This is a genomic window from Brevundimonas sp. FV1ps31S, from assembly GCF_058681265.1.
Window position 1 is genome coordinate 705,983 of the sequence record NZ_CM178735.1, and the last position, 17,884, is coordinate 723,866.

Annotated in this window: 19 protein-coding genes; 7 read left to right on the top strand and 12 right to left on the bottom strand. The window is 67.5% G+C overall.

The features are described from left to right. Positions 1 to 11: 11 nt before the first annotated feature. The 7 genes from ACVPT3_RS03280 to ACVPT3_RS03310 all read right to left on the bottom strand — a co-directional run bounded on the left by ACVPT3_RS03280 (position 12) and on the right by ACVPT3_RS03310 (position 8,764). Positions 12 to 188, bottom strand: a complete 177-nt coding sequence (locus tag ACVPT3_RS03280; RefSeq protein ID WP_492042781.1) for a hypothetical protein — start codon at positions 186 to 188, stop codon at positions 12 to 14. A gap of 50 nt (positions 189 to 238) precedes the next feature. Continuing rightward, on the bottom strand, positions 239 to 1,330 hold the full coding sequence (locus ACVPT3_RS03285) for an HlyD family secretion protein (protein ID WP_492042782.1): 1,092 nt from the start codon (positions 1,328 to 1,330) through the stop codon (positions 239 to 241). A gap of 24 nt (positions 1,331 to 1,354) precedes the next feature. Beyond that, positions 1,355 to 3,079 carry an MFS transporter gene (locus tag ACVPT3_RS03290; protein ID WP_492042783.1) on the bottom strand — a complete coding sequence of 575 codons (1,725 nt, stop codon included), beginning with the start codon at positions 3,077 to 3,079 and terminating at the stop codon, positions 1,355 to 1,357. Further along, positions 3,079 to 3,654, bottom strand: coding sequence for a TetR family transcriptional regulator (locus ACVPT3_RS03295; protein WP_492042784.1), 576 nt, complete (start codon positions 3,652 to 3,654; stop codon positions 3,079 to 3,081). The genes ACVPT3_RS03290 and ACVPT3_RS03295 overlap by 1 nt, the downstream gene beginning before the upstream one ends. 233 nt (positions 3,655 to 3,887) lie before the next feature. Beyond that, positions 3,888 to 4,397 carry a GNAT family N-acetyltransferase gene (locus tag ACVPT3_RS03300; protein WP_492042785.1) on the bottom strand — a complete coding sequence of 170 codons (510 nt, stop codon included), beginning with the start codon at positions 4,395 to 4,397 and terminating at the stop codon, positions 3,888 to 3,890. Then, positions 4,394 to 6,469: a S46 family peptidase gene (locus tag ACVPT3_RS03305; protein ID WP_492042786.1), complete on the bottom strand. Its 2,076-nt coding sequence runs from the start codon at positions 6,467 to 6,469 to the stop codon at positions 4,394 to 4,396. The genes ACVPT3_RS03300 and ACVPT3_RS03305 overlap by 4 nt, the downstream gene beginning before the upstream one ends. Before the next feature lie 195 nt (positions 6,470 to 6,664). Next, complete coding sequence (locus tag ACVPT3_RS03310) at positions 6,665 to 8,764, bottom strand: S46 family peptidase (protein ID WP_492042787.1); 2,100 nt, start codon at positions 8,762 to 8,764, stop codon at positions 6,665 to 6,667. A 212-nt stretch (positions 8,765 to 8,976) separates the two neighbouring features. Here ACVPT3_RS03310 and ACVPT3_RS03315 point away from each other — a divergent pair, with 212 nt between their 5' ends. Genes ACVPT3_RS03315 through ACVPT3_RS03325 form a run of 3 tightly spaced genes read left to right on the top strand, consistent with a single transcriptional unit; the run spans position 8,977 to position 11,950 of the window. Continuing rightward, positions 8,977 to 10,149, top strand: a complete 1,173-nt coding sequence (locus ACVPT3_RS03315) for an ABC transporter permease (RefSeq protein WP_492042788.1) — start codon at positions 8,977 to 8,979, stop codon at positions 10,147 to 10,149. Further along, positions 10,146 to 10,913, top strand: coding sequence for an ABC transporter ATP-binding protein (locus ACVPT3_RS03320; RefSeq protein ID WP_492042789.1), 768 nt, complete (start codon positions 10,146 to 10,148; stop codon positions 10,911 to 10,913). The genes ACVPT3_RS03315 and ACVPT3_RS03320 overlap by 4 nt, the downstream gene beginning before the upstream one ends. A 32-nt stretch (positions 10,914 to 10,945) precedes the next feature. Continuing rightward, positions 10,946 to 11,950, top strand: a complete 1,005-nt coding sequence (locus ACVPT3_RS03325; protein ID WP_492042790.1) for an HlyD family secretion protein — start codon at positions 10,946 to 10,948, stop codon at positions 11,948 to 11,950. 9 nt (positions 11,951 to 11,959) lie between these two features. Here the strand turns inward: ACVPT3_RS03325 and ACVPT3_RS03330 are convergent, their stop codons facing one another. Beyond that, positions 11,960 to 12,757: a crotonase/enoyl-CoA hydratase family protein gene (locus tag ACVPT3_RS03330; protein ID WP_492042791.1), complete on the bottom strand. Its 798-nt coding sequence runs from the start codon at positions 12,755 to 12,757 to the stop codon at positions 11,960 to 11,962. Between the two features lie 116 nt (positions 12,758 to 12,873). After that, positions 12,874 to 13,026: a hypothetical protein gene (locus ACVPT3_RS03335; RefSeq protein WP_183196055.1), complete on the bottom strand. Its 153-nt coding sequence runs from the start codon at positions 13,024 to 13,026 to the stop codon at positions 12,874 to 12,876. Between the two features lie 211 nt (positions 13,027 to 13,237). On the opposite strand from ACVPT3_RS03335, the gene ACVPT3_RS03340 reads away from it, so the two are divergent. Continuing rightward, complete coding sequence (locus ACVPT3_RS03340) at positions 13,238 to 13,399, top strand: DUF1289 domain-containing protein (RefSeq protein ID WP_492043778.1); 162 nt, start codon at positions 13,238 to 13,240, stop codon at positions 13,397 to 13,399. A 72-nt stretch (positions 13,400 to 13,471) separates the two neighbouring features. After that, entirely contained in the window at positions 13,472 to 13,996 is a 525-nt protein-coding gene (locus tag ACVPT3_RS03345; protein WP_492042792.1) for a retropepsin-like aspartic protease family protein, read from the top strand. Between the two features lie 6 nt (positions 13,997 to 14,002). On the opposite strand, the gene pgsA is transcribed toward ACVPT3_RS03345, so the two are convergent. Continuing rightward, on the bottom strand, positions 14,003 to 14,647 hold the full coding sequence (pgsA, locus tag ACVPT3_RS03350; RefSeq protein ID WP_492042793.1) for a CDP-diacylglycerol--glycerol-3-phosphate 3-phosphatidyltransferase: 645 nt from the start codon (positions 14,645 to 14,647) through the stop codon (positions 14,003 to 14,005). Positions 14,648 to 14,691: 44 nt separating this feature from the next. Further along, positions 14,692 to 15,312 carry a carbonic anhydrase gene (locus ACVPT3_RS03355; RefSeq protein ID WP_492042794.1) on the bottom strand — a complete coding sequence of 207 codons (621 nt, stop codon included), beginning with the start codon at positions 15,310 to 15,312 and terminating at the stop codon, positions 14,692 to 14,694. Positions 15,313 to 15,380: 68 nt separating this feature from the next. Between ACVPT3_RS03355 and ACVPT3_RS03360 the strand changes: the two genes are divergently transcribed. Next, positions 15,381 to 15,617: an antitoxin gene (locus tag ACVPT3_RS03360; protein WP_492042795.1), complete on the top strand. Its 237-nt coding sequence runs from the start codon at positions 15,381 to 15,383 to the stop codon at positions 15,615 to 15,617. Beyond that, complete coding sequence (locus ACVPT3_RS03365; protein ID WP_492042796.1) at positions 15,618 to 15,998, top strand: PIN domain-containing protein; 381 nt, start codon at positions 15,618 to 15,620, stop codon at positions 15,996 to 15,998. Between the two features lie 6 nt (positions 15,999 to 16,004). Here ACVPT3_RS03365 and uvrC read toward each other — a convergent pair whose 3' ends face one another. Next, complete coding sequence (gene uvrC, locus ACVPT3_RS03370; protein ID WP_492042797.1) at positions 16,005 to 17,870, bottom strand: excinuclease ABC subunit UvrC; 1,866 nt, start codon at positions 17,868 to 17,870, stop codon at positions 16,005 to 16,007. Positions 17,871 to 17,884: the final 14 nt, after the last annotated feature.

Below are 17,884 nucleotides of genomic sequence, written 5' to 3' on the forward strand. Positions count from 1 at the left end.
GAACGGCGAGCTCAGGGCTGGCGCTTGAAGGTGTCGCCGATTTCGGTCGCGTTGGGTCCGTCCGGTCCGGCGCTGTGTCGCTCCTGCTCGCCGACCTTTTTGACGTCGGCCTCCGGCGTAAGGGCGTCCGGCTTGCCCAAGGGTTCGGCGCCGTTTTTCTCTCGGCCTTCGGTCTGGTTGCGGTCCATTGGAATCTCCCTTGCTGTGAAGGGAGCGCTGGGAAGGGGGGAGGGTTCCGTCAGCTCCCCGTATCCACCTTCGCCACCACGGACATGCCGGGTGCCAGCCGGTCCATGCCTGCCTGACCCGGCTCGATGCGGATGCGGACCGGGATGCGCTGGGCGACTTTGGTGAAGTTGCCGGTGGCGTTGTCGGGGCGGATGACGCTGAACTCGCTGCCGGCGGCGGGGGCGATGCGTTCGACGCGGCCGCGCAGGGTCTGGCCGCCTAGGGCGTCGACGGTGATTTCGACCGGCTGACCAATGCGGATGTCGCGCATCTGGGTCTCCTTCATATTGGCCGTGATCCAGACCGTGTCGGGGACCAGGCCCATCAGCTGGGTTCCGGCGGTGACATACTGGCCCTGGCGCACGCCGATCTCGCCCAGACGGCCGGGGCGGGGGGCGATGATGCGGGTGTTGGCCAGGTCGATCTGGGCCAGGCGGACGGCGGCCTGGGCGTTCTCGACGGCGGCGGCCAGGCTGTCGCGATTGACAACGGCCGAGGTGACGCCGGTCTGGGCCACGCCCTCGGCGGCCTGGGCCTGGGCGAGCTGGGCCTGGGCGCTGCGCAGGGACGCGACGGCGATGTCCACATTGGATTGCGACACCCAGCCGCCGGCCTTCAGCGTGCGGGCGCGGTCGGCGTCGGCCTGGGCGCGGGTCAGGGTCGCCTGGGCGGCGGCGATGGCCGCGCGCTGTTGCGCCACCGTGCCGCGCGCCGAGGCCTGGGTCTGGGTCGAGTTGGACAGGGCCGCCTCGGCCGAATGGAGCGCCGCCTCGGCCTGTTCCAGGCGCTGGCGATAGGTTCGGTCGTCGACCTGGGCCAGCAGTTGGCCCTGCTGGACCGTCTGGAAGTCCTGGACCGGGACCTGGACCACATAACCGCTGACCTGGGGGCTGATGATCGTCACCTGGCCGCGCACATAGGCGTTGTCGGTGCGCTGGACATGGCCGGTGAAGGGCGGCAGCCGCCAGGCGTAGAGGACCAGGCCGACGGCGAAGACGGCGACGATGGCCGCCACCACGGCCCATAGGACGCGCTTGCGGGGTTCGGGCGCAGCAGGTGCGGCGGCGGGTGGAGCGGAGGGGGCAAGGGTTGTGTCGGTCATCGGGGTGCGGGGGCTTTCGGGGAATCAGTCGGCGGCGGCGGCGACAGTTGCGGCGTCGGGGGCGGCGGCGGGCGGGGGCGTGTTTCGGGCGTCGCGCCGGGCCTGGCGTCGCGCCTTGATACGGGGGCGCAGGTGGACGGCCGTGACCCAGGCGCAGCCCAGGCCGGCGATGGCGGCGATGATCAGGAAGACGTCGTTATAGGCCAGGACATTGGCCTGCTGGGTCACCTGGCGGGCCAACAGGGCGGCGCCCTCGGCGTTCAGCAGGGCAGGGTCGGTGATAGTCGAGGCATAGGCGCCGGACAGCTGGCGCAGGCGCATAACCACCTGGGGATCCAGGCTGGTGATGTCGGCGGCCAGCTGGTTCGAGTGGAACTTTTCGCGCACCACTTGGATCGTGCCGATCAGAGCTGAACCGGCCAGGCCGCCCAGGTTCTGAAGCACGCTGAACATGACGATGAAGCTGATGATGTTGCGCGCGCCCTGTTGCAGCACCTTGCCGACCCCGATCAGCAGGGCGGGGCCGACGAACATGGCCGAGGCGAAGGCGATCATGGCCTGGCTGACGTACAGCTGGGCCGGGCGGGTCAGGACGGTGGCGTGGCTGTCGATGAAGGCGCCGAGGGCGATGAGGCTCAGGGCGATGGCGATGGGCTTGTTCAGCTTGGTCATGTTCAGGGTCAGGGCGCTGACCGCCGTGCCGGCGATCATGGCCAGCAGGATGACCAGGAACAGGCCGTGCAACTGGTCCGGGCCCAGGCCGACCACGGTCAGGAAGCCCACCGCGCCCGAGGTCTGTTCCGACAGGGTGATGCGGATCAACAGGATGGCGCCGAACAGGCGCAGGATGTCGGGGCCCGTCAGCCAGCGGACATTGATCAGCGGATTCCTGCGATTGTACTCGACCGTCAGGGCGGCGGTCAGCAGCAGGATCGATCCTGACAAGGCCCAGCCGATCCAGGCGGCCTCGGTCCACCAGACGATCCGACCCAGGCCCAGGACGGCGGCCAGCAGGGCCACGCCGGGCGCGAACAGGGCGAAGGTGAGGAAGTCCAGCGGCTCGAATAGTTTCAGACGCTCGGACGGCGGCAGGCGCAGCACCTGGACCGCCGCCCAGGCCAGAAGCGCCATACCCAGTTCGAAGGTGTAGAAGGCGCGCCAGTCGTTCAGCTCCAGCAGGCTGGGCATGATCAGGCGGGCGATGGGGACGGCGAAGCTGGACAGGCCGATGCCGATCACCAGGCCCTTGAGCCGGTGCTGGGCCGGGAAGGCCTGGATCATATAGAGAAAGCCCAGGCTGCTGAGCCCCGCCGCCGCCATGCCGGCCACGGCGCGGACGAACAGGGTGGACTCATAGTTGTCGACCGCCAGGTGGGCGGCGCAGGTGACCACAAAGGCCGTCAGGCAGATCTGGGTGAACAGGCGCAGGCCGTACTGCTGGCGGAACTTGAACAGGATCAGGTTCATGCAGGCGTTGGTCATGACGAAGACGACCGGCAGCCAGGCCGCCTCGGTGATCGTGATCCCCAGCGAACCCTGAAGATTGGTGAGATTGGCGATGACGGCGGCGTTGCCCAGACTGCCGACCAGGGCCACCAGGACGCCGGTCAGGGCGTACTGGAGCCGCAGCAAGGCCGTGTGGTCGGGCGTGGCCGGAGAGCCGGGCAGGGTGGGGCGCTCGTGGGGTTTCAGCGTGGCCAGGTACTGGTCCCACGGCAGATGCCAGTTGTGATCGGCGCGACGGGGCATCAGGAGGCCTCGGGCCGGGGACGCAGCCCGTCGAGGATGAGGACGCGGGTGCGCTGGGACACGGCCTGACGCTCGGCTTCGTCGGCGCCCTGGAAACCGGCGCCCAGCAGGGTGGCGATCAGGCGGATGTCCATCGGCCGCAGATCCTTTCGCACCAGACCGGCCGCTTGGGCGCGTTGCAGAGGGGCGGCGCCCGCCTCCATCAAGCTTTGCCGCAGGGGGGTAAGCGCATCGGGCGAGCGCACGTTCCGCACAAGTCCCGCCAGACCGGCGTTGCGGATCATGTCCTCGGCCAGCCGGTCCAGAAACCAGAAGAAGACCTCGGGGGCCTCGCCTTGTTCGGCGGTGCGCCGGCCCAGGTCGGCGACGTCGGCCTCGAGCACGGCCAGGGCCAGTTCGGTGCGGTCGGCGAAATGACGATACAGGGTGCCGCGCCCGACGCCGGCCTTTTCCGCGATCAGGTCCAGCGGCGCGTCCAGCCCCTGGTCGGCGAAGACGGCGCGCGCGGCTTCGAGCAGGGCGGCGCGGTTGTGGATGACGTCCTTGCGGAGGGTTTTGGGGGCGGGGCGCGACATGGTGAAGCGCTTAAATGGACACAGGTGTCCGTTTTGCAAGGGGCCGTTCAAAGATCCCTCTCCCATTGGGAGAGGGCTTGAGCGCCTGAGAGCGCAGCGATCAGTCTTGCGCGACCCGAAGGGCGGCGCGAAGCAGCCAAAGGGTGAGGGCGCGGTGGTGCGAGTTGGCCCACCGACGGGCCCTCATCCGGCCCTGCGGGCCACCTTCTCCCCACGGGAGAAGGAAGGGGCGTTTACAGCCTCTTTTCCAACACCACGAAATCCAGTTCCGGCCGGGGTGGCACGACGGGGAAGGGGCGGGTTTCGCCGGTGGGGCGGTAGCCGCGCCGTTCGTACCAGGCGATCAGTTCGGCGCGGCGGTGGATGACGGTCATCTCCATGCGGCGGGCGGCGAAGCGGGCGACGGCCTCGGTCTCGGCGGCGGCCAGCAGACGGCGGCCCAGGCCGGACGCCTGAAGGGTCGGCTCCACGGTCAGCATGCCGAGATAGGTCCGGTCGTCGCCGACGCGGGCGACCTGGACGCAGCCGATCAGGGCGTCGTCCTTATGGGCCAGCAGGATGACCCGGTCGGGATCAGCGATCAGGGCCGACAATTCTTCGGCGCTGGTGCGGGTGTCGAACAGCAGATCGGCCTCGTGCGTCCAGCCGGCCTTGGCCGTCTCACCGCGATAGGCGCGTTCGATCAGGGGATGGAGGGCGGCGACGTCGTCGAGGGTCGCCGCGCGGAAGACGATGTCGGTCACCGCCCCCGGTCTGGGGAAACGCCCAGCTCCCGGATCAGATGGTCCATGCCATAGACGTCGCGCAGGGCCACGGTGACGGCCTGGGTGGTGACGATGACGCTGCGGTTGACGGCGCGGTCGTAGCCGTAGGCGTTGCGCTGGGTCAGGACGGTGGAGTCGAAGTTGGCGCCGATGATCTCGCCCTTCGCATTGATGGCGGGCGAACCGGACGAGCCGCCGATGGTGTCGGTCGAGACGGCCATGTCCATCACCGCGTTCGGGTCGATCCGGTCCTTGGCCGCCAGCAGCTTGGGCGCGACGGCGAAGGGCTCGGCGCCGGTGGCGCGGTCCCACAGGCCGGCGAAGGTGGTGAAGGCGGCGAACCTCTGGCCCGGAACGTCCGAGCCTTCGACCTGGCCATAGGTCAGGCGCAGGGTGCCGGTGGCGTCGGGATAGACGGCGTCGCCATAGGCGGCGAAACGGGCGGCGGCCAGCTGTTCCGAGGCGCGGTCGGTCGGGGCCTGGACCCGCGTCTCCCAGGCGTCGCGGACGGCGCGGGCGTCGGCGTCGATCGCCAGGGCGTAGCGGATCATCGGATCGGTCGAGGCCTGGACGGCGGCGAGACCGCCGGTCCACAGGGCGCGGCGCACGGCCGGGTCGGCCAGGGTCGTGCCGGCGACCACGCGGGCCGACAGGCTCTCGGGGCTTTCCTTGCCCAACAGGGTGCGGACCGAAGGGTTGTCGACCGTCAGCCATTCGCGGGTCTTGGACAGCCACCACTCCAGACGGATCTGCTCAAGCTCGGGATAGGTGGGGCGTTCGGCGAACAGGCGGGATTCGACGCCGGACAGGCGGCTGTCGGCGAACTCGGGCAGGCGCTGGTCGGACGGCTTGGCCCGCTCCTGGGCGCCGCGCACCAGGGTGCGGGCATAGGCGAACAGCTGTGACCCGCCGCCGGCCGAGGTCGTCCCCAGGCCCGTGCCGCCTTCCAGCAGGGCCATGGAGGGATAGAGTTCGCGGGCGATGGGCTGGACGGCGCCGAGCGTGGACCAGGGATCGACGCCTGAACCGGCCGCGCGGGCGCGGAAGTCGGTCTCCTGCTCGGCCTTGCGGGCCATGAAGGCGGGGTCGATCAGAGCCGCCATCCGGCCACGGCCGCGCTTGTAGGTGTTCTCCAGGCTGACGATGGGGTCCATGGCGATGAAGGCCTGCTCCTCGCCCTCTTCCGAATAGCGGATCAGCCGGCCGCGCAGCTCGGACGCGATCAACTGGTCCAGAGGCAGGACCACGTCGCGGATGGTGGTCAGTTGATCCTGGGTCAGCAGGCGCTGGGTCGAGCCGGGATTGCCGGAGATGAAGACGGCCTCGCCCTGCGTCGGCTTGTTCGGGTTCCAGGCGAAATGGGTCGGGGTCTCGACCGGCTTGCCGTCCTCGTACAGGCGGATGAAGGCCGCATCGATGGCGAAGCGGGGGAAGGAAAAGTTGTCCAGATCGCCGCCGAAAGTGGCGGCCCGATCCTCGGGCGCCCAGGCCAGGCGGACGTCGGAATATTTGCGGTACTTGTAGAGCTTGAACTGACCGCCCCGGTACAGGCTGACGACCTGGCAGCGGATCTTGGGATCGTTTCCGCAGGCTTCGCTTTCGATCCGGCCGGCCTCGGCGTCGCGGGCCTGGGTGAAGGCCTGGCCTTCGAGACCGGCGCCGGCCTTGTGCATCCGCTCGGTCACGTCGCTGATGTCGGTCAGGATCTCGGCGGTGGCGCCGGGGCATTTCAGCTCTTCCTCGCGCGACTTCGGAAGGAAGCCGGTCTCGGCGTAGTTGACCTGGGGCGTGGACAGGTTGGCGACGCAGGTGGCGACGCAGTGGTTGTTGGTCATGACCAGGCCCTGGCCCGAGACCACGCCCGCCGAACAGCCGCCGAACTTCACCGATGACAGACGGACCCGGTCCAGGAAGGCCTGGTCGATGTCGGTTCCAAGCGCCTGGTTGGCGCGGGCGATGGGGAAGTTGTCGTAGGTCCACATGCCTTCTTCGGCGCTGGCCGATGAGGCGAAAGCGAGGACGGCGGCGGAGGCGAGAAGGGCGAGGCGCATGGGGTGGTCCTTGAAGTCTCCTCCCCATCGCTCCGCGATGGGGAGGTGGCGCGGCGCTTCTTCAGCGCCGTGACGGAGGGGCTCTGCGATACATGACAGGCGCCGGCGCGGTGGTGAAGAGCCCCTCCACCCCCGGCTTCGCCGGCGGTCCCCCTCCCCATTCGCAAGAGGCGAATGGGGAGGAGACGTTGGGTCTTACCGCCGAACGCCCAGTTCGCGCAGCAGGCGCGGCTGGTTGTAGACGGTGCGCAGGGCTTCGGTGATGGCGGCGGTCGAGACCGTCACCGTGCGGTTCAGTTCGCCGTCGTAGCCGAAGCTGCCGCCCAGCGAGTGGATGTTGCCGTCGAAGGCCGCGCCGATGACTTCGCCCTTGGCGTTGATCACGGGCGAGCCCGAGTTGCCGCCGATGATGTCGTTGGTCGAGACGAAGTCATAGACGGTCGACTTGTTGACCTTGCCCTCGGCCGCCAGCCAGTCTTCGGCCGCGTTGAAGGGCTCGGCGCCGGTGTTGCGTTCGTACAGGCCGCCGATCTCGGTGAAGGGCGTCACCGTCACGCCGCGATAGGTCCAGCCCTTCACCTGGCCGTAGGACAGGCGCAGGCTGAAGGTGGCGTCAGGGTAGAGGTTCGTCCCGTAAACCGCGAACCGGGCCTGGGCGATCTTTTCGCCGGCGCGGCTGGTCGGGCCGGACACGGCCGATTCCCACTGGGTGCGGATGGCCTGGGCCGAGTCGTCATTGGCCAGAACGAAGGCGATCAGCGGATCGCCCGAGGCGGCCAGCTGTTCCGGCGTCATGGCCAGGGCCTGGGCGCGGAAGGCCGGGTCGGCCAGGCGGGTGCCGTCTACCAGGCGTTCGGCGATCTGTTCCGGGCTTTCCTTGCCCAGCAGGGCCTTCACATTGGCATTGTCGACGGTCAGATATTCGCGGGTCTTGGACAGCCAGAAGTCGAGATAGATCTTCTCGAGATCGTTGGAGATCGGGGTCTCGGTCGCCAGGCGGCGACCCAGCGAGGCGATGTCGGCGTCCGAATAGCCGGCGCGGCGTTCGGCGACCGGCTTGGCGCGTTCCTTGGCCGCGCGGACGATGGCCTTGGCGTAGCTGTACAGCGACGAGCGCTGGCCGGCGGCGGCTTCAAGCTGGCGATAGGGCAGGTAGAGGTCGCGTTGGGCGGTCGAAACGCGCTCCAGCTCGGCCCAGGGATCGCCGATGGTCTGGGCCAGGGCCGGGTCGGCGGCGACGCGCTGACGCAGTTCCTGTTCGGCCGCGCGCTTGGTGGCCATGAAGGCCGGGTCGGTCAGGGCGCCCTGCTGGCCGTAGTTGACCTTGAAGCCGTTCTCCAGGCCGAAGATCGGATCGACCGAGACGCGCTTGGCCTCTTCACCCGTCGTCGAATACTCCAGCAGGCGGCCGCGCAGTTCTGAGGTCTGGATCAGGCTGATCGGCAGTTGCTGGTCACGCAGGACTTCAAGCTGGGCCATGGTCAGCAGGCGCGAGGTCGAGCCGGGGTTGCCGGCGACGAAGGTGACGTCGCCTTCCTTGGGCGCATTGGGGTTCCAGGCCAGGTGGTTCGGCGTGGCGACGGGCTTGCCGTCCTCGTAGATGCGCAGGAAGCCGGCATCCAGGGCGTAGCGCGGGAAGTTGAAATTGTCCGGGTCGCCGCCGAAGAAGGCCGCCTGAAACTCGGGCGCGAAGACCAGGCGCACGTCCTCGTATTTGCGGAATTTGTACAGCTTGTACTGGCCGCCCCGGTACAGGCTGATGACCTGGCAGGTCAGCTTCTGGTCGTCGCCGCAGACTTCTTTCTGGATCTTGTCGATCTCGGCGGCCCGGGCCTGGACGAAGGCGGCGCCTTCAAGCCCGGCGCCGGCGCCGGCGCCGACGACCCGGTCGGTCACATCAGTGATGTCGGTCAGGATCTCGGCCGTCTGGCCGGGGCATTTCTTCTCTTCCTCGCGCGTCGCGGGCATCCAGCCGTTCTTGACGTAGTCGTTCTCGGCCGTGGACAGGTCCTGGATGCAGCCGACGACGCAGTGGTGGTTGGTCAGGATCAGGCCCTCGCCCGAAACCAGCGAGGCCGAGCAGCCTTGCAGGCGGACGGCGGCGTTGCGCACGCGGTCCAGCCAGGCCTGGTCGATGTTCGTGCCGTACTTCTCGTTCACCGTCGCGATGGGGAAGTTGTCGAAGGTCCACATGCCCTCGTCGGCCTTGGCCGGCGTGGCGGGGGCGGACAGGACGACGGTGGCGGCGCCGAGGGCGGCCAGCGAAGCGGTGAGACGAAGGGACGGCAACGACATTCGGGGTTTCCTACAGAGGACGGAACGCGGCGCCCCGTCTGTTATCTTGTAACTAGCGCCGTTTCACCGGCGTCGCCAAGAGGCTGAGACGGCCATAGAGGCTCGCTCCACCCGCCGCAACGCGGCGAACTGCCAGCCTTACCCCGATTTAACTTGGCGGTGAGGCCGTGCTCGCTCAGATAGACAGACGTATCGGGGGTTTATCGACGACCATGTCGCTTGCGCTATCTACGCTGCTGTTCGAGTGGCGCCGCTATATGGCGGCGGTCATGGCCCTGGCCCTGTCAGGGCTGCTGGTCCTGGCGATGACCGGTGTCTTCATCGGCATCGGCAAGGGGTTCACCGCGACCATCGAACGGTCGGGCGCGGACATCTTCATCCTGCAGCCGGGCGCCAAGAGCCTGATCAACGGGCCGTCGGGCGTGCCGCGCCGGTTCATTCCACTGGCCTATAATCACCCCGAGGTCATCGAGGTCATGCCGCTGGACGGCGCCGGCGGCACCTTCCAGAACATCAAGAACGTCGATCCGACCAAGAGCCAGGCGGATAGCGCCAGCCAGGGCGCGCCCCGGCAAAAGTTCGTCCAGGCCAGCATCATCGACACCCGTCCTGGGTCGGTGACCATCCCGACCGACTATTCCCAGGAATTGGTAGACGCTCTGCGTCAGCCCTACACCGTCGCAGTGGACGAGACGGCGCTGTCCACCCTGGGCGTCAAGCTGGGGGACAAGGCGCTGTACAACGGCCAGACGGTCACCATCGTCGGCGTGACACGCGGCTATCCCAATATGATGCAGCCCGGCGTGGTGATGTCGCGCGACACCCTGCGGATGCTGGGTCAGGCGGACACCGGACCGCGCGTCGGCCCGCTGATGGTCAAGCTGCGCGATCCGGCCCGCGCGCCGATCGTCGTCGCCCAGCTGAACGAGATGGGCGCCGGCCAGTGGAAGGCCTGGACCAAACAGCAACTGGCCGAGGCCAACGCCGGCGCCATGTTCGAGGAAGGCATTCTGGTCATCATCATCGGCGGCTGCGTCGTGCTGGGGATCATCATCGGGGTGGCCATCACCTGGCAGACGCTGCGCGGGGCCATCATGGCCAATATCAAGGAGTTCGCCTCGCTGCGGGCCCTGGGCGTGGGCATGGGATCGCTGCGGCGGATCGTGGTCGAGCTCAGCTTCTGGGTCGGGGTGGTTGGGGTGTTCGCCGCCATCTTCCTGACCTGGCTGGTGTCCTTGCTGGCCATGGCCGGGGCCGTGATCATCGCCCTGCCGTTCAGCCTGCTGCTGGTCGTCGGGATCGGCCTGATCCTGATCTCCATGGTGTCCGGCTTGCTGTCGCTGGGCATCCTCAAGAACAGCCAACCGGCGGACCTGCTGCGATGAACGACATGTCATTCGGTCACACCAAGGTTCACGGCAAGCACGGCGATTTCGCCATCGAGGCCAAGGGTCTGGTCAAGCGGTTCAAGTCGGGCAAGTCGTGGGTCGAGGTGCTGAAGGGCGTCGATTTCGACGCCAGGCACGGCGACCTGACCATGGTCATGGGGCCGTCGGGCTCGGGCAAGTCGACCCTGATCGCCGCCCTGTCCGGCCTGCTGCGCCCCGAAGAGGGACGGGTGGACGTGCTTGATGTCGACGACCTGTGGAAATTCTCGTCGGGGCGGATCGACAAGTTCCGGCTGGATAACTGCGGCTTCATCTTCCAGGGCTTCAACCTGTTCCCGGCGTTGACGGCGTTGCAGCAGGTCGAAACCGTGCTGAAGTTCCAGGGGCTGAGCTCGGGTCAGGCGAAGAAGCGCGCCACGACGGCGCTGGAAGAGGTCGGCCTGGGCCATCGTCTGCACCAGCGGCCGGCGGCCCTGTCCGGGGGGGAGAAGCAGCGGGTCGCCATCGCTCGCGCCCTGGCCAAGGATCCGAAGATCCTGTTCGCCGACGAACCAACCTCGGCCCTGGACGGCGAGAACGGCCAGGTGGTGATCAAGCTGTTGCGTCGCGCCGCCACCGAACATGGCGCCGCCGTGATCTGCGTGACTCACGACCCGCGCCTGGAGGCCTGGGCCGACCGGGTCATCCATATCGAAGACGGCGAGATTCTAGACGATCAGCGCCGCATACCCGATCCGAACGCCATCCTGGCGTCCCACTGAACAACGACGAAATCCCTTAGGACGATACGCCCATGCCCGGCTTTCTGAAGAAAAAACGCACCTGGATCGGCCTGTTGCTGGTCATCGTGCTGGTGGTCGGCTTCATGCTGTTCCAGTCGGCCGCCAAGACCAAGAAGGTCGAACAGGAAAAGGCCGCCGCGACCAAGGTCGAGAGCCCCTATGCGGCCATCGCCAACGGCAAGGTCGATGTCGAGGGCGGCATCATCCAGATCGCCGCACGGCGCGGCGGCATCGTCCGCGAGGTCCTGGTGCAGGAGGGCGACACCGTCGTCGCCGGCCAGATCCTGGCCCGCCAGGAGGACGATGAGGCGCGGTTGGCGGTGCAGAGCGCGGCGGCCGCCGTGGCCCAGGCCGAAAGCCAGTTGGCCCAGATTCGCGTCGATATCCGCACCGCCCAGCGCGAGCGGGACCGTCTGCAACGACTGGTCGCCACCAACTTCGTCGCCGCCCAACGCATCGACCAGGCCGACGACCAGATCGCCGTGGCTCAGGCGCGTCTGGGGTCGCAGGCGGCGGCGGTGCAGACCGCGCGGGCCCAGCTGGAGGAGGCGCGCTATAATCAGGAACTGACCATCATCCGCGCGCCTACCGCCGGCCGGATCGTGCGCCGCTACGCCAATCCCGGCGCCGGCGCCTCGACCCTGAATGTCTCGACCATGTTCGATCTCGAGCCGGATGCGCCGCGCATCGTCCGCGCCGAAGTGGTGGAAAGCGACCTGCCCAACCTGCGCGACGGCCAGGCCGTCGAGATCACGCCTGAAGGCGACACCTCCAAGGTGTATATCGGCGCTGTGATGCGTCGGGCGGCGGTGTTCGGCGCCCGCAAACTGGCCTCGGACGATCCGTCGCAGCGCACCGACGAGCGGGTGGTCGAGGTCGTGGCCTCGGCCGGCGACGCGCCGCTGCTGATCGGCCAGCGGGTGCTGGTCAAGTTCATGAAGCCCGGCGAGACCGCCGGCGCCAAGCGCGCCGTCGCCGCCGGCGTCGGTCCGAACCAGGCGATGCGCGCCCAGTAAGAAAGCGGATCAGCGGCCGGTGAAGTCACCCGGCCGCTTTTCCAGCACGGCGTTGACGCCCTCCAGGTGGTCCTCGGTCATGTGGGCCAGGGCCTGCATGGCGGCGGACAGCTCCAGGATCTGTTCGAAGGTCTGGTCGCGACCCTGACGCATCAGGGTCTTGGCCATGCGCAGGGCCTGGGGCGGCTGGGCGGCGATCTGGCCGGCGGTGATCAGGGCCTCTTCCATCAAGTGATCGTGCGGCACGACGCGGTTGACTAGGCCCCAGCGCTCTGCCGTCTCGGCGTCGATGCTGCGGCCGGTGAACAGCATTTCGGCGGCGCGGGCGTAGCCGACGTCGCGCGGCAGGCGCCAGGCGCCGCCGTCGCCGGGGATGATGCCCAGCTTGAGAAAGGGGACGCCGAAGCTGGCGCGGTCCGACGCGATCCGGATGTCGGCGGTGGCGGCGATGCCGCAGCCCAGGCCCATGGCCGGACCGTTTACGGCCGAGACCAGCGGGACTTCCAGATCATAGAGGCTGCGGACGATCCGGTGGACGACGCGGCGATAACGGGCCCGGATCTCGGCCCCGGACCCCTCGAACAGATCACGCCGGTCGCGCATTGCCGTCAGGTCGCCGCCGGCCGAGAAGGCGCGCCCGGCGCCGGTCAAGACCACGCATTTGACCGTCATGTCGGCATTGGCGCGGGCGCAGGCCTCGGCGAACTCGTCGCTGTCGGTCAGGTCGGGCAGGGCGTTCAGCCGATCCTCGCGGTCTAGCGTCCAGATCAGGATCGCGCCTTGTCTGGTCTCGGCGATAAGGCCCATCGGTCGTCTCCCTCGTTCCCCGCCGTCATCGACCGCGAACGCCGCGTCAGGCAAGCCCGGAATTGCAAAAGCCCCGGCTGAACCGGGGCTTCCGCAGCATCAGGCTTTCGAGGCCGTCAGCGTTTCTTGGGCGTATAGGGTACGAAGTTGGACGGATGGCTGACCACACGTCCCGAGTTCGACGGCATATGCCGACTATTGACCAGCATCCCGCCCCACAGAGCAAAGGACATCATGGCGTGTTGGAGGTTACGCTCCTTATCGTTCATCTTGGCGTCTCCTTTCCCAGAACGATGAAAAGAGACGCGTCGTACCTTTGGGAATCTCACCCTCAGTCGTTTCGCGTCAGATCCAAACATAGTCGGTTTTGACGAAATTGCAAATTAATCGATCAGGAAACGGAGTATATTTCGTGGCGATGTCACATTGACCGAGACCCCAAGACCCGGTCCTCCCAAGGCCGTCGCCACCCCCTGCGTCATGGTGTGCGCCGTGGATGGAGCCAGCGGCCTGTGCCTGGGATGTTACCGCACCTTGACCGAGATCGCCGGCTGGCGGGCGTTGAGCGACGCGGAACGGGCAGCGGTGATGGCCGACTTGCCGTCGAGACGTGACCGGATTGATCCAGCGAAGCTGAGCTAGCCGCCGGCTTTTAAGGTTTTGTCAGCCAAGTCGTTTCACCCCATTCCAACCTGGGGCGGATATGCAGGGGGCATGATCCGTATCGACCTTCAGTCCGTCGCCGTGTTGAGCGTCGCCCTTGTGGCCTCGTTCGCGACCGCCCTGACGATCCGCCATCTGGATGGGGGCGAGGCCGCCATGGCCGCTTCAACGGGGGCCGCTTCGGCAGAGATCGTCGCGCCGTCCTCAGGAATCGCGACCCAGGTGGTGAAGGGGCCGGACGGCCATTACTGGGCCCAGGCGAAGATCGACGGTCGGGCGGTTCAGGTTCTGGTCGACACCGGCGCCAGCGTGGTGGCGCTGACCCGTGCAGACGCGCGTCGGCTGGGGGTCGATCCGGCGCCGGACGCCTTTACCGGCAAGGTACAGACCGCCTCGGGCGTCGTTCGCGCTGCGCCGGTCGAGCTGAAGGCGATCTCGGTCGCCGGGGTTCGGGTCGATAATGTCGAGGCCCTCGTGGTCGAGGAAGGCCTGGCCTATTCGCTGCTGGGCATGAGCTATCTGGGCCGTTTGTCGGCCTTCGAGGCGACGCCGGCCGGACTGACCCTAAGACCCTGAGACGGATCAGAGGTCCCGCATCTGCCGGCGGGCTTCGTGGAAATACTGCCAGCCGGTCCACAGGGTGATGACGGCGGCGAACCAGATCAGGAAGACGGCGAAGGATTCGAACGCCGGCTGCCAGGCCAGCGGCGAACCGTCGGGATACTGAAGCCCGAACGCGTCCCACAGCAGGGTCAGCTGAAGCGCGGCCAGCGCCACCATCTGCACAGTGGTCTTCCACTTGGCGGCCAGGGTGACGGGCAGTTCGATACGCCCGGCCATGGTCTCGCGCAGGGCCGAGACCGCGAACTCGCGGAAGAGGATCAGGCCGCAGGGCAGGGCGATGCCCGGCAGGGAGCCGGACGCCAAGACGCCCAGAATAGCCCCGGTGATCAGCACCTTGTCGGCGATCGGATCCAGGATGGCGCCCCAGCGGGTGGTCGAGTTCCAGCGCCGCGCCAGGAAGCCGTCGACCCAGTCGGTCGAGGCGGCGATGACGAATATCCAGAAGGCCCAGACCCCGAACTTCAGCTGAACTTCAGGCGACAGCCAGGCGTCCAGCGCGCCCGGCGCCGCCCCGGCCATCATGGCGAACATCACCACCCCGGCGAACAGGCGGATGCCCGTCAGGATGTTGGGAATGGGATTCGCGCGGTGGGCGGTGGTCATCGTCATGTCCGTTGCAACGCGCCGGGTTTGGCACGGTTCGGCGATCACGCCAACGGTTCGAACCTCGGCTTGTTCGTCAGCGCTCGCAGCACGCCGTCGGCGATGCCGAAATGCAGGCCGGTCAGGGTCAGTTCGCCGGCCGCCTCGCGCTCGGCGATCCAGGGGAAGGTGCGAAGATTCTCGATCGACAGGCGGACGACGGCCTCTTCGGCGGCGCCTTCGACCTGGTCTTCGGACACTTCTTCAGCCACGCGACGGACGACGGCCGCCCCTTGCGCCACCCAGGGGGCGACGAAGTCGGCGCAGCTGTCGGGGGCGCCGTTCAGCATGGCGTTGACCCCGCCGCAGTGGGCGTGACCCATGACGACGATGCGCTTGACGTTCAGCACCTTGACCCCGAACTCCAGCGCCGCCGACACACCGTGCAGCAGGCCGTCGGGCTCATAGGGCGGCACCAGATTGGCGACGTTGCGGACCACGAACAGCTGGCCGGGCGCGGCGTCGAAGATTAGGGCCGGATCGGCGCGGCTGTCCGAACAGGCGACGATCAGGGTGTGCGGCTTCTGGCCCTGGGCCAGGGCTTCATACTCGGCACGGGCGGCGGGCCAATGCTCGCTGCGGAACCTGCGATAGCCGGCGGTCAGTTCGTCGTTGATGTCGCTCATGAGGCGCCTGTAGCGCTTTGAGCCGCAGTGATAAATCGTGTATACGTGTGTATACAGAGGAGCGCGCTATGCCCGTCACCAGTCGAACGTTCCGCAGCGGCAACAGCGACGCCGTGCGCCTGCCCAAGGAAATCTCGTTCGGACCCGGCGTCGAGGTCGAGATCGAGCGCAGGGGCGATGTCATCACCATGAAGCCGAAGCGACCGTCCATTCAGGAAATGTTGGACAAGCTGGACGCCTTGCCCAAGCCGAAGACAATTGGAAAGCGCGATCCCTTTATCGCGCCGATCCGAAAGGGCCTGTGAATGGCCGTCATGCTGGACACCAGCGTGGCCATTCATCTGCGAGACGGCGACCCGAACATTCTGAGGCGGATCAAGTCGGTGCGGGACGTCATCACCCTACCAATGGTGACGCTTGCCGAACTGGAAGCCGGGGTGCGGGGGGAGGTCGCCGATATTCGACGCGCACAACTCGATATACTGCTCGACACCTTCGAGGTCGTTCCCTTCCTCGCGGAAGACGCCCGGATCTATGGCGAGATCGTCGCTGCGGCCGGATTTTCGCGGCGCAAGGTGCTGGACCGCATGATCGCGGCGCAAGCGATCAGGGCGAAGGCCTCGCTCGCAACGGTGAACGCCGTCGACTTTCGCGACATTCCCGGCCTGACTCTGCTGGAGTGGTGAGGCGGTCTACGGCTGCCTGAAGAAGCCATAAATCCGTTCGGCGAGGGCCTGACTGACGCCGTCCACCTTGACCAGGTCCGACACCGAGGCCCGGCCGACGCCCTTGGCGGAGCCGAAGGCGTGGAGCAGGGCCTTCTTGCGGCCGGGGCCGACGCCTTCGATCTCGTCGAGGGGATTCTTCTTGATGTCCATCGAGCGGCGCTTGGCGTGGGCGCCGTTGGCGAAGCGGTGGGCCTCGTCGCGTAGGCGTTGCAGGTAGTAGAGGGCCGGGGACTTCAGCGGCAGCATGAAGGGCGGCTTGCCGGGCATGAAGAACTTCTCCATCCCCGCATCGCGGTCCGGCCCCTTGGCGACGCCGACCACGGCGATGTCGTCCAGGCCCAGGTCGGCCAGGACGGCCAGCACCTCGGCCAGCTGGCCCGCGCCGCCGTCGATCAGCAGCAGGTCGGGGCGGACGGCGTCCTCGCCCTCTTCCTCGTCCTTGACCAGGCGGGCGAAGCGTCGGCGCATCACCTCGCGCATCATGCCGTAGTCGTCACCGGGCGTCAGATCCTCGCCTCGGATGTTGAACTTGCGATACTGCGACTTCTGGAAGCCGTCGGGGCCGGCGACGACCATGCCGCCGACCGCATTGGTGCCCTGGATATGGGCGTTGTCGTAGATCTCGATCCGCTCGGGCCGGGTCTCCAGGCCGAAGGCCTCGCACACCTCGTCCAGAATCTTGCCTTGCGCCGAGCTCTCGGCCAGGCGGCGGCCCAGGGCCTCGCGGGCGTTGGTCAGGGCGTGGTCGACCAGGGCCAGTTTCTCGCCGCGCATGGGGCGAACGATCTCGATCTTGCGGTCGGCCTTCATCGAAAAGGCCTCTTCCAGCAGCTCCAGCTCGTGCGGGCGGACGTTGGACAGGATCAGGCGCGGGATCGGCTTGTCCTCGTAGAACTGGCCCAGGAAGGCGGCCAGGATCTCGGGATCGGTGTCGGTCTTGTCCACGCGCGGGAAATAGGCGCGGCCGCCCCAGTTCTGGCCGGCGCGATAGAAGAAGACCTGGACGCAGGCCTGGCCGCCGTCGGAGTGCAGGGCGAAGACGTCGCCCTCGGCCACGCTGTCGGCGCTGACGGAGTTCTCCATCGAGATGGCGGACAGGGCGCGGATGCGGTCGCGGACCCGTGCGGCCTGTTCGAAGTCCATCTCGTCCGACGCCGCCTGCATCTCCTGCGACAGGCGGCCGATGACGGCGCGCGACTTGCCGCGCAGGAACTGTTCGGCCTCGGTGACCAGTTCGCCATAGTCCTCAAGCGAGATCAGGCCGGTGCAGGGGGCCGAGCAGCGCTTGATCTGGTGCAGCATACAGGGGCGGGTGCGGGTCTCGTAGACGCTGTCCGAACAGGAGCGCAGCAGGAAGGCCTTCTGCAGGGTGTTCAGCGTCCGGTTGACCGCCCAGGTCGAGGCGAAGGGGCCGAAATAGTGGCCGGGCGTCGTGTGGGTGCCGCGATGTTTCTTCACCTGGGGCGCGCGGTGGTCGCTGCGGATCATCAACTCGGCGAAGGACTTGTCGTCGCGCAGCAGGACGTTGAAGCGCGGCTTCAGCTTCTTGATGAAGTTGGATTCGAGCAGCAGGGCCTCGGTCTCGGACGCCGTGACGACCAGCTCCATCGACCGGGTCTGGGTCACCATCAAGCCGATGCGCTGGGTGTGGAACCGGCCCTGGGCGTACTGGACGATCCGCTTCTTCAGCGACTTGGCCTTGCCGACATAGAGGCATGAGCCGTCCTCGCCATACATGCGATAGACGCCCGGCTTGTCGGGCGCCCGACGCGCCTCGTCGGCGATCAAGGCGGCGGCCGTCAGGTTCGAATCGAGCGTCTCCTCGGTCATCCGGGTGGATATAG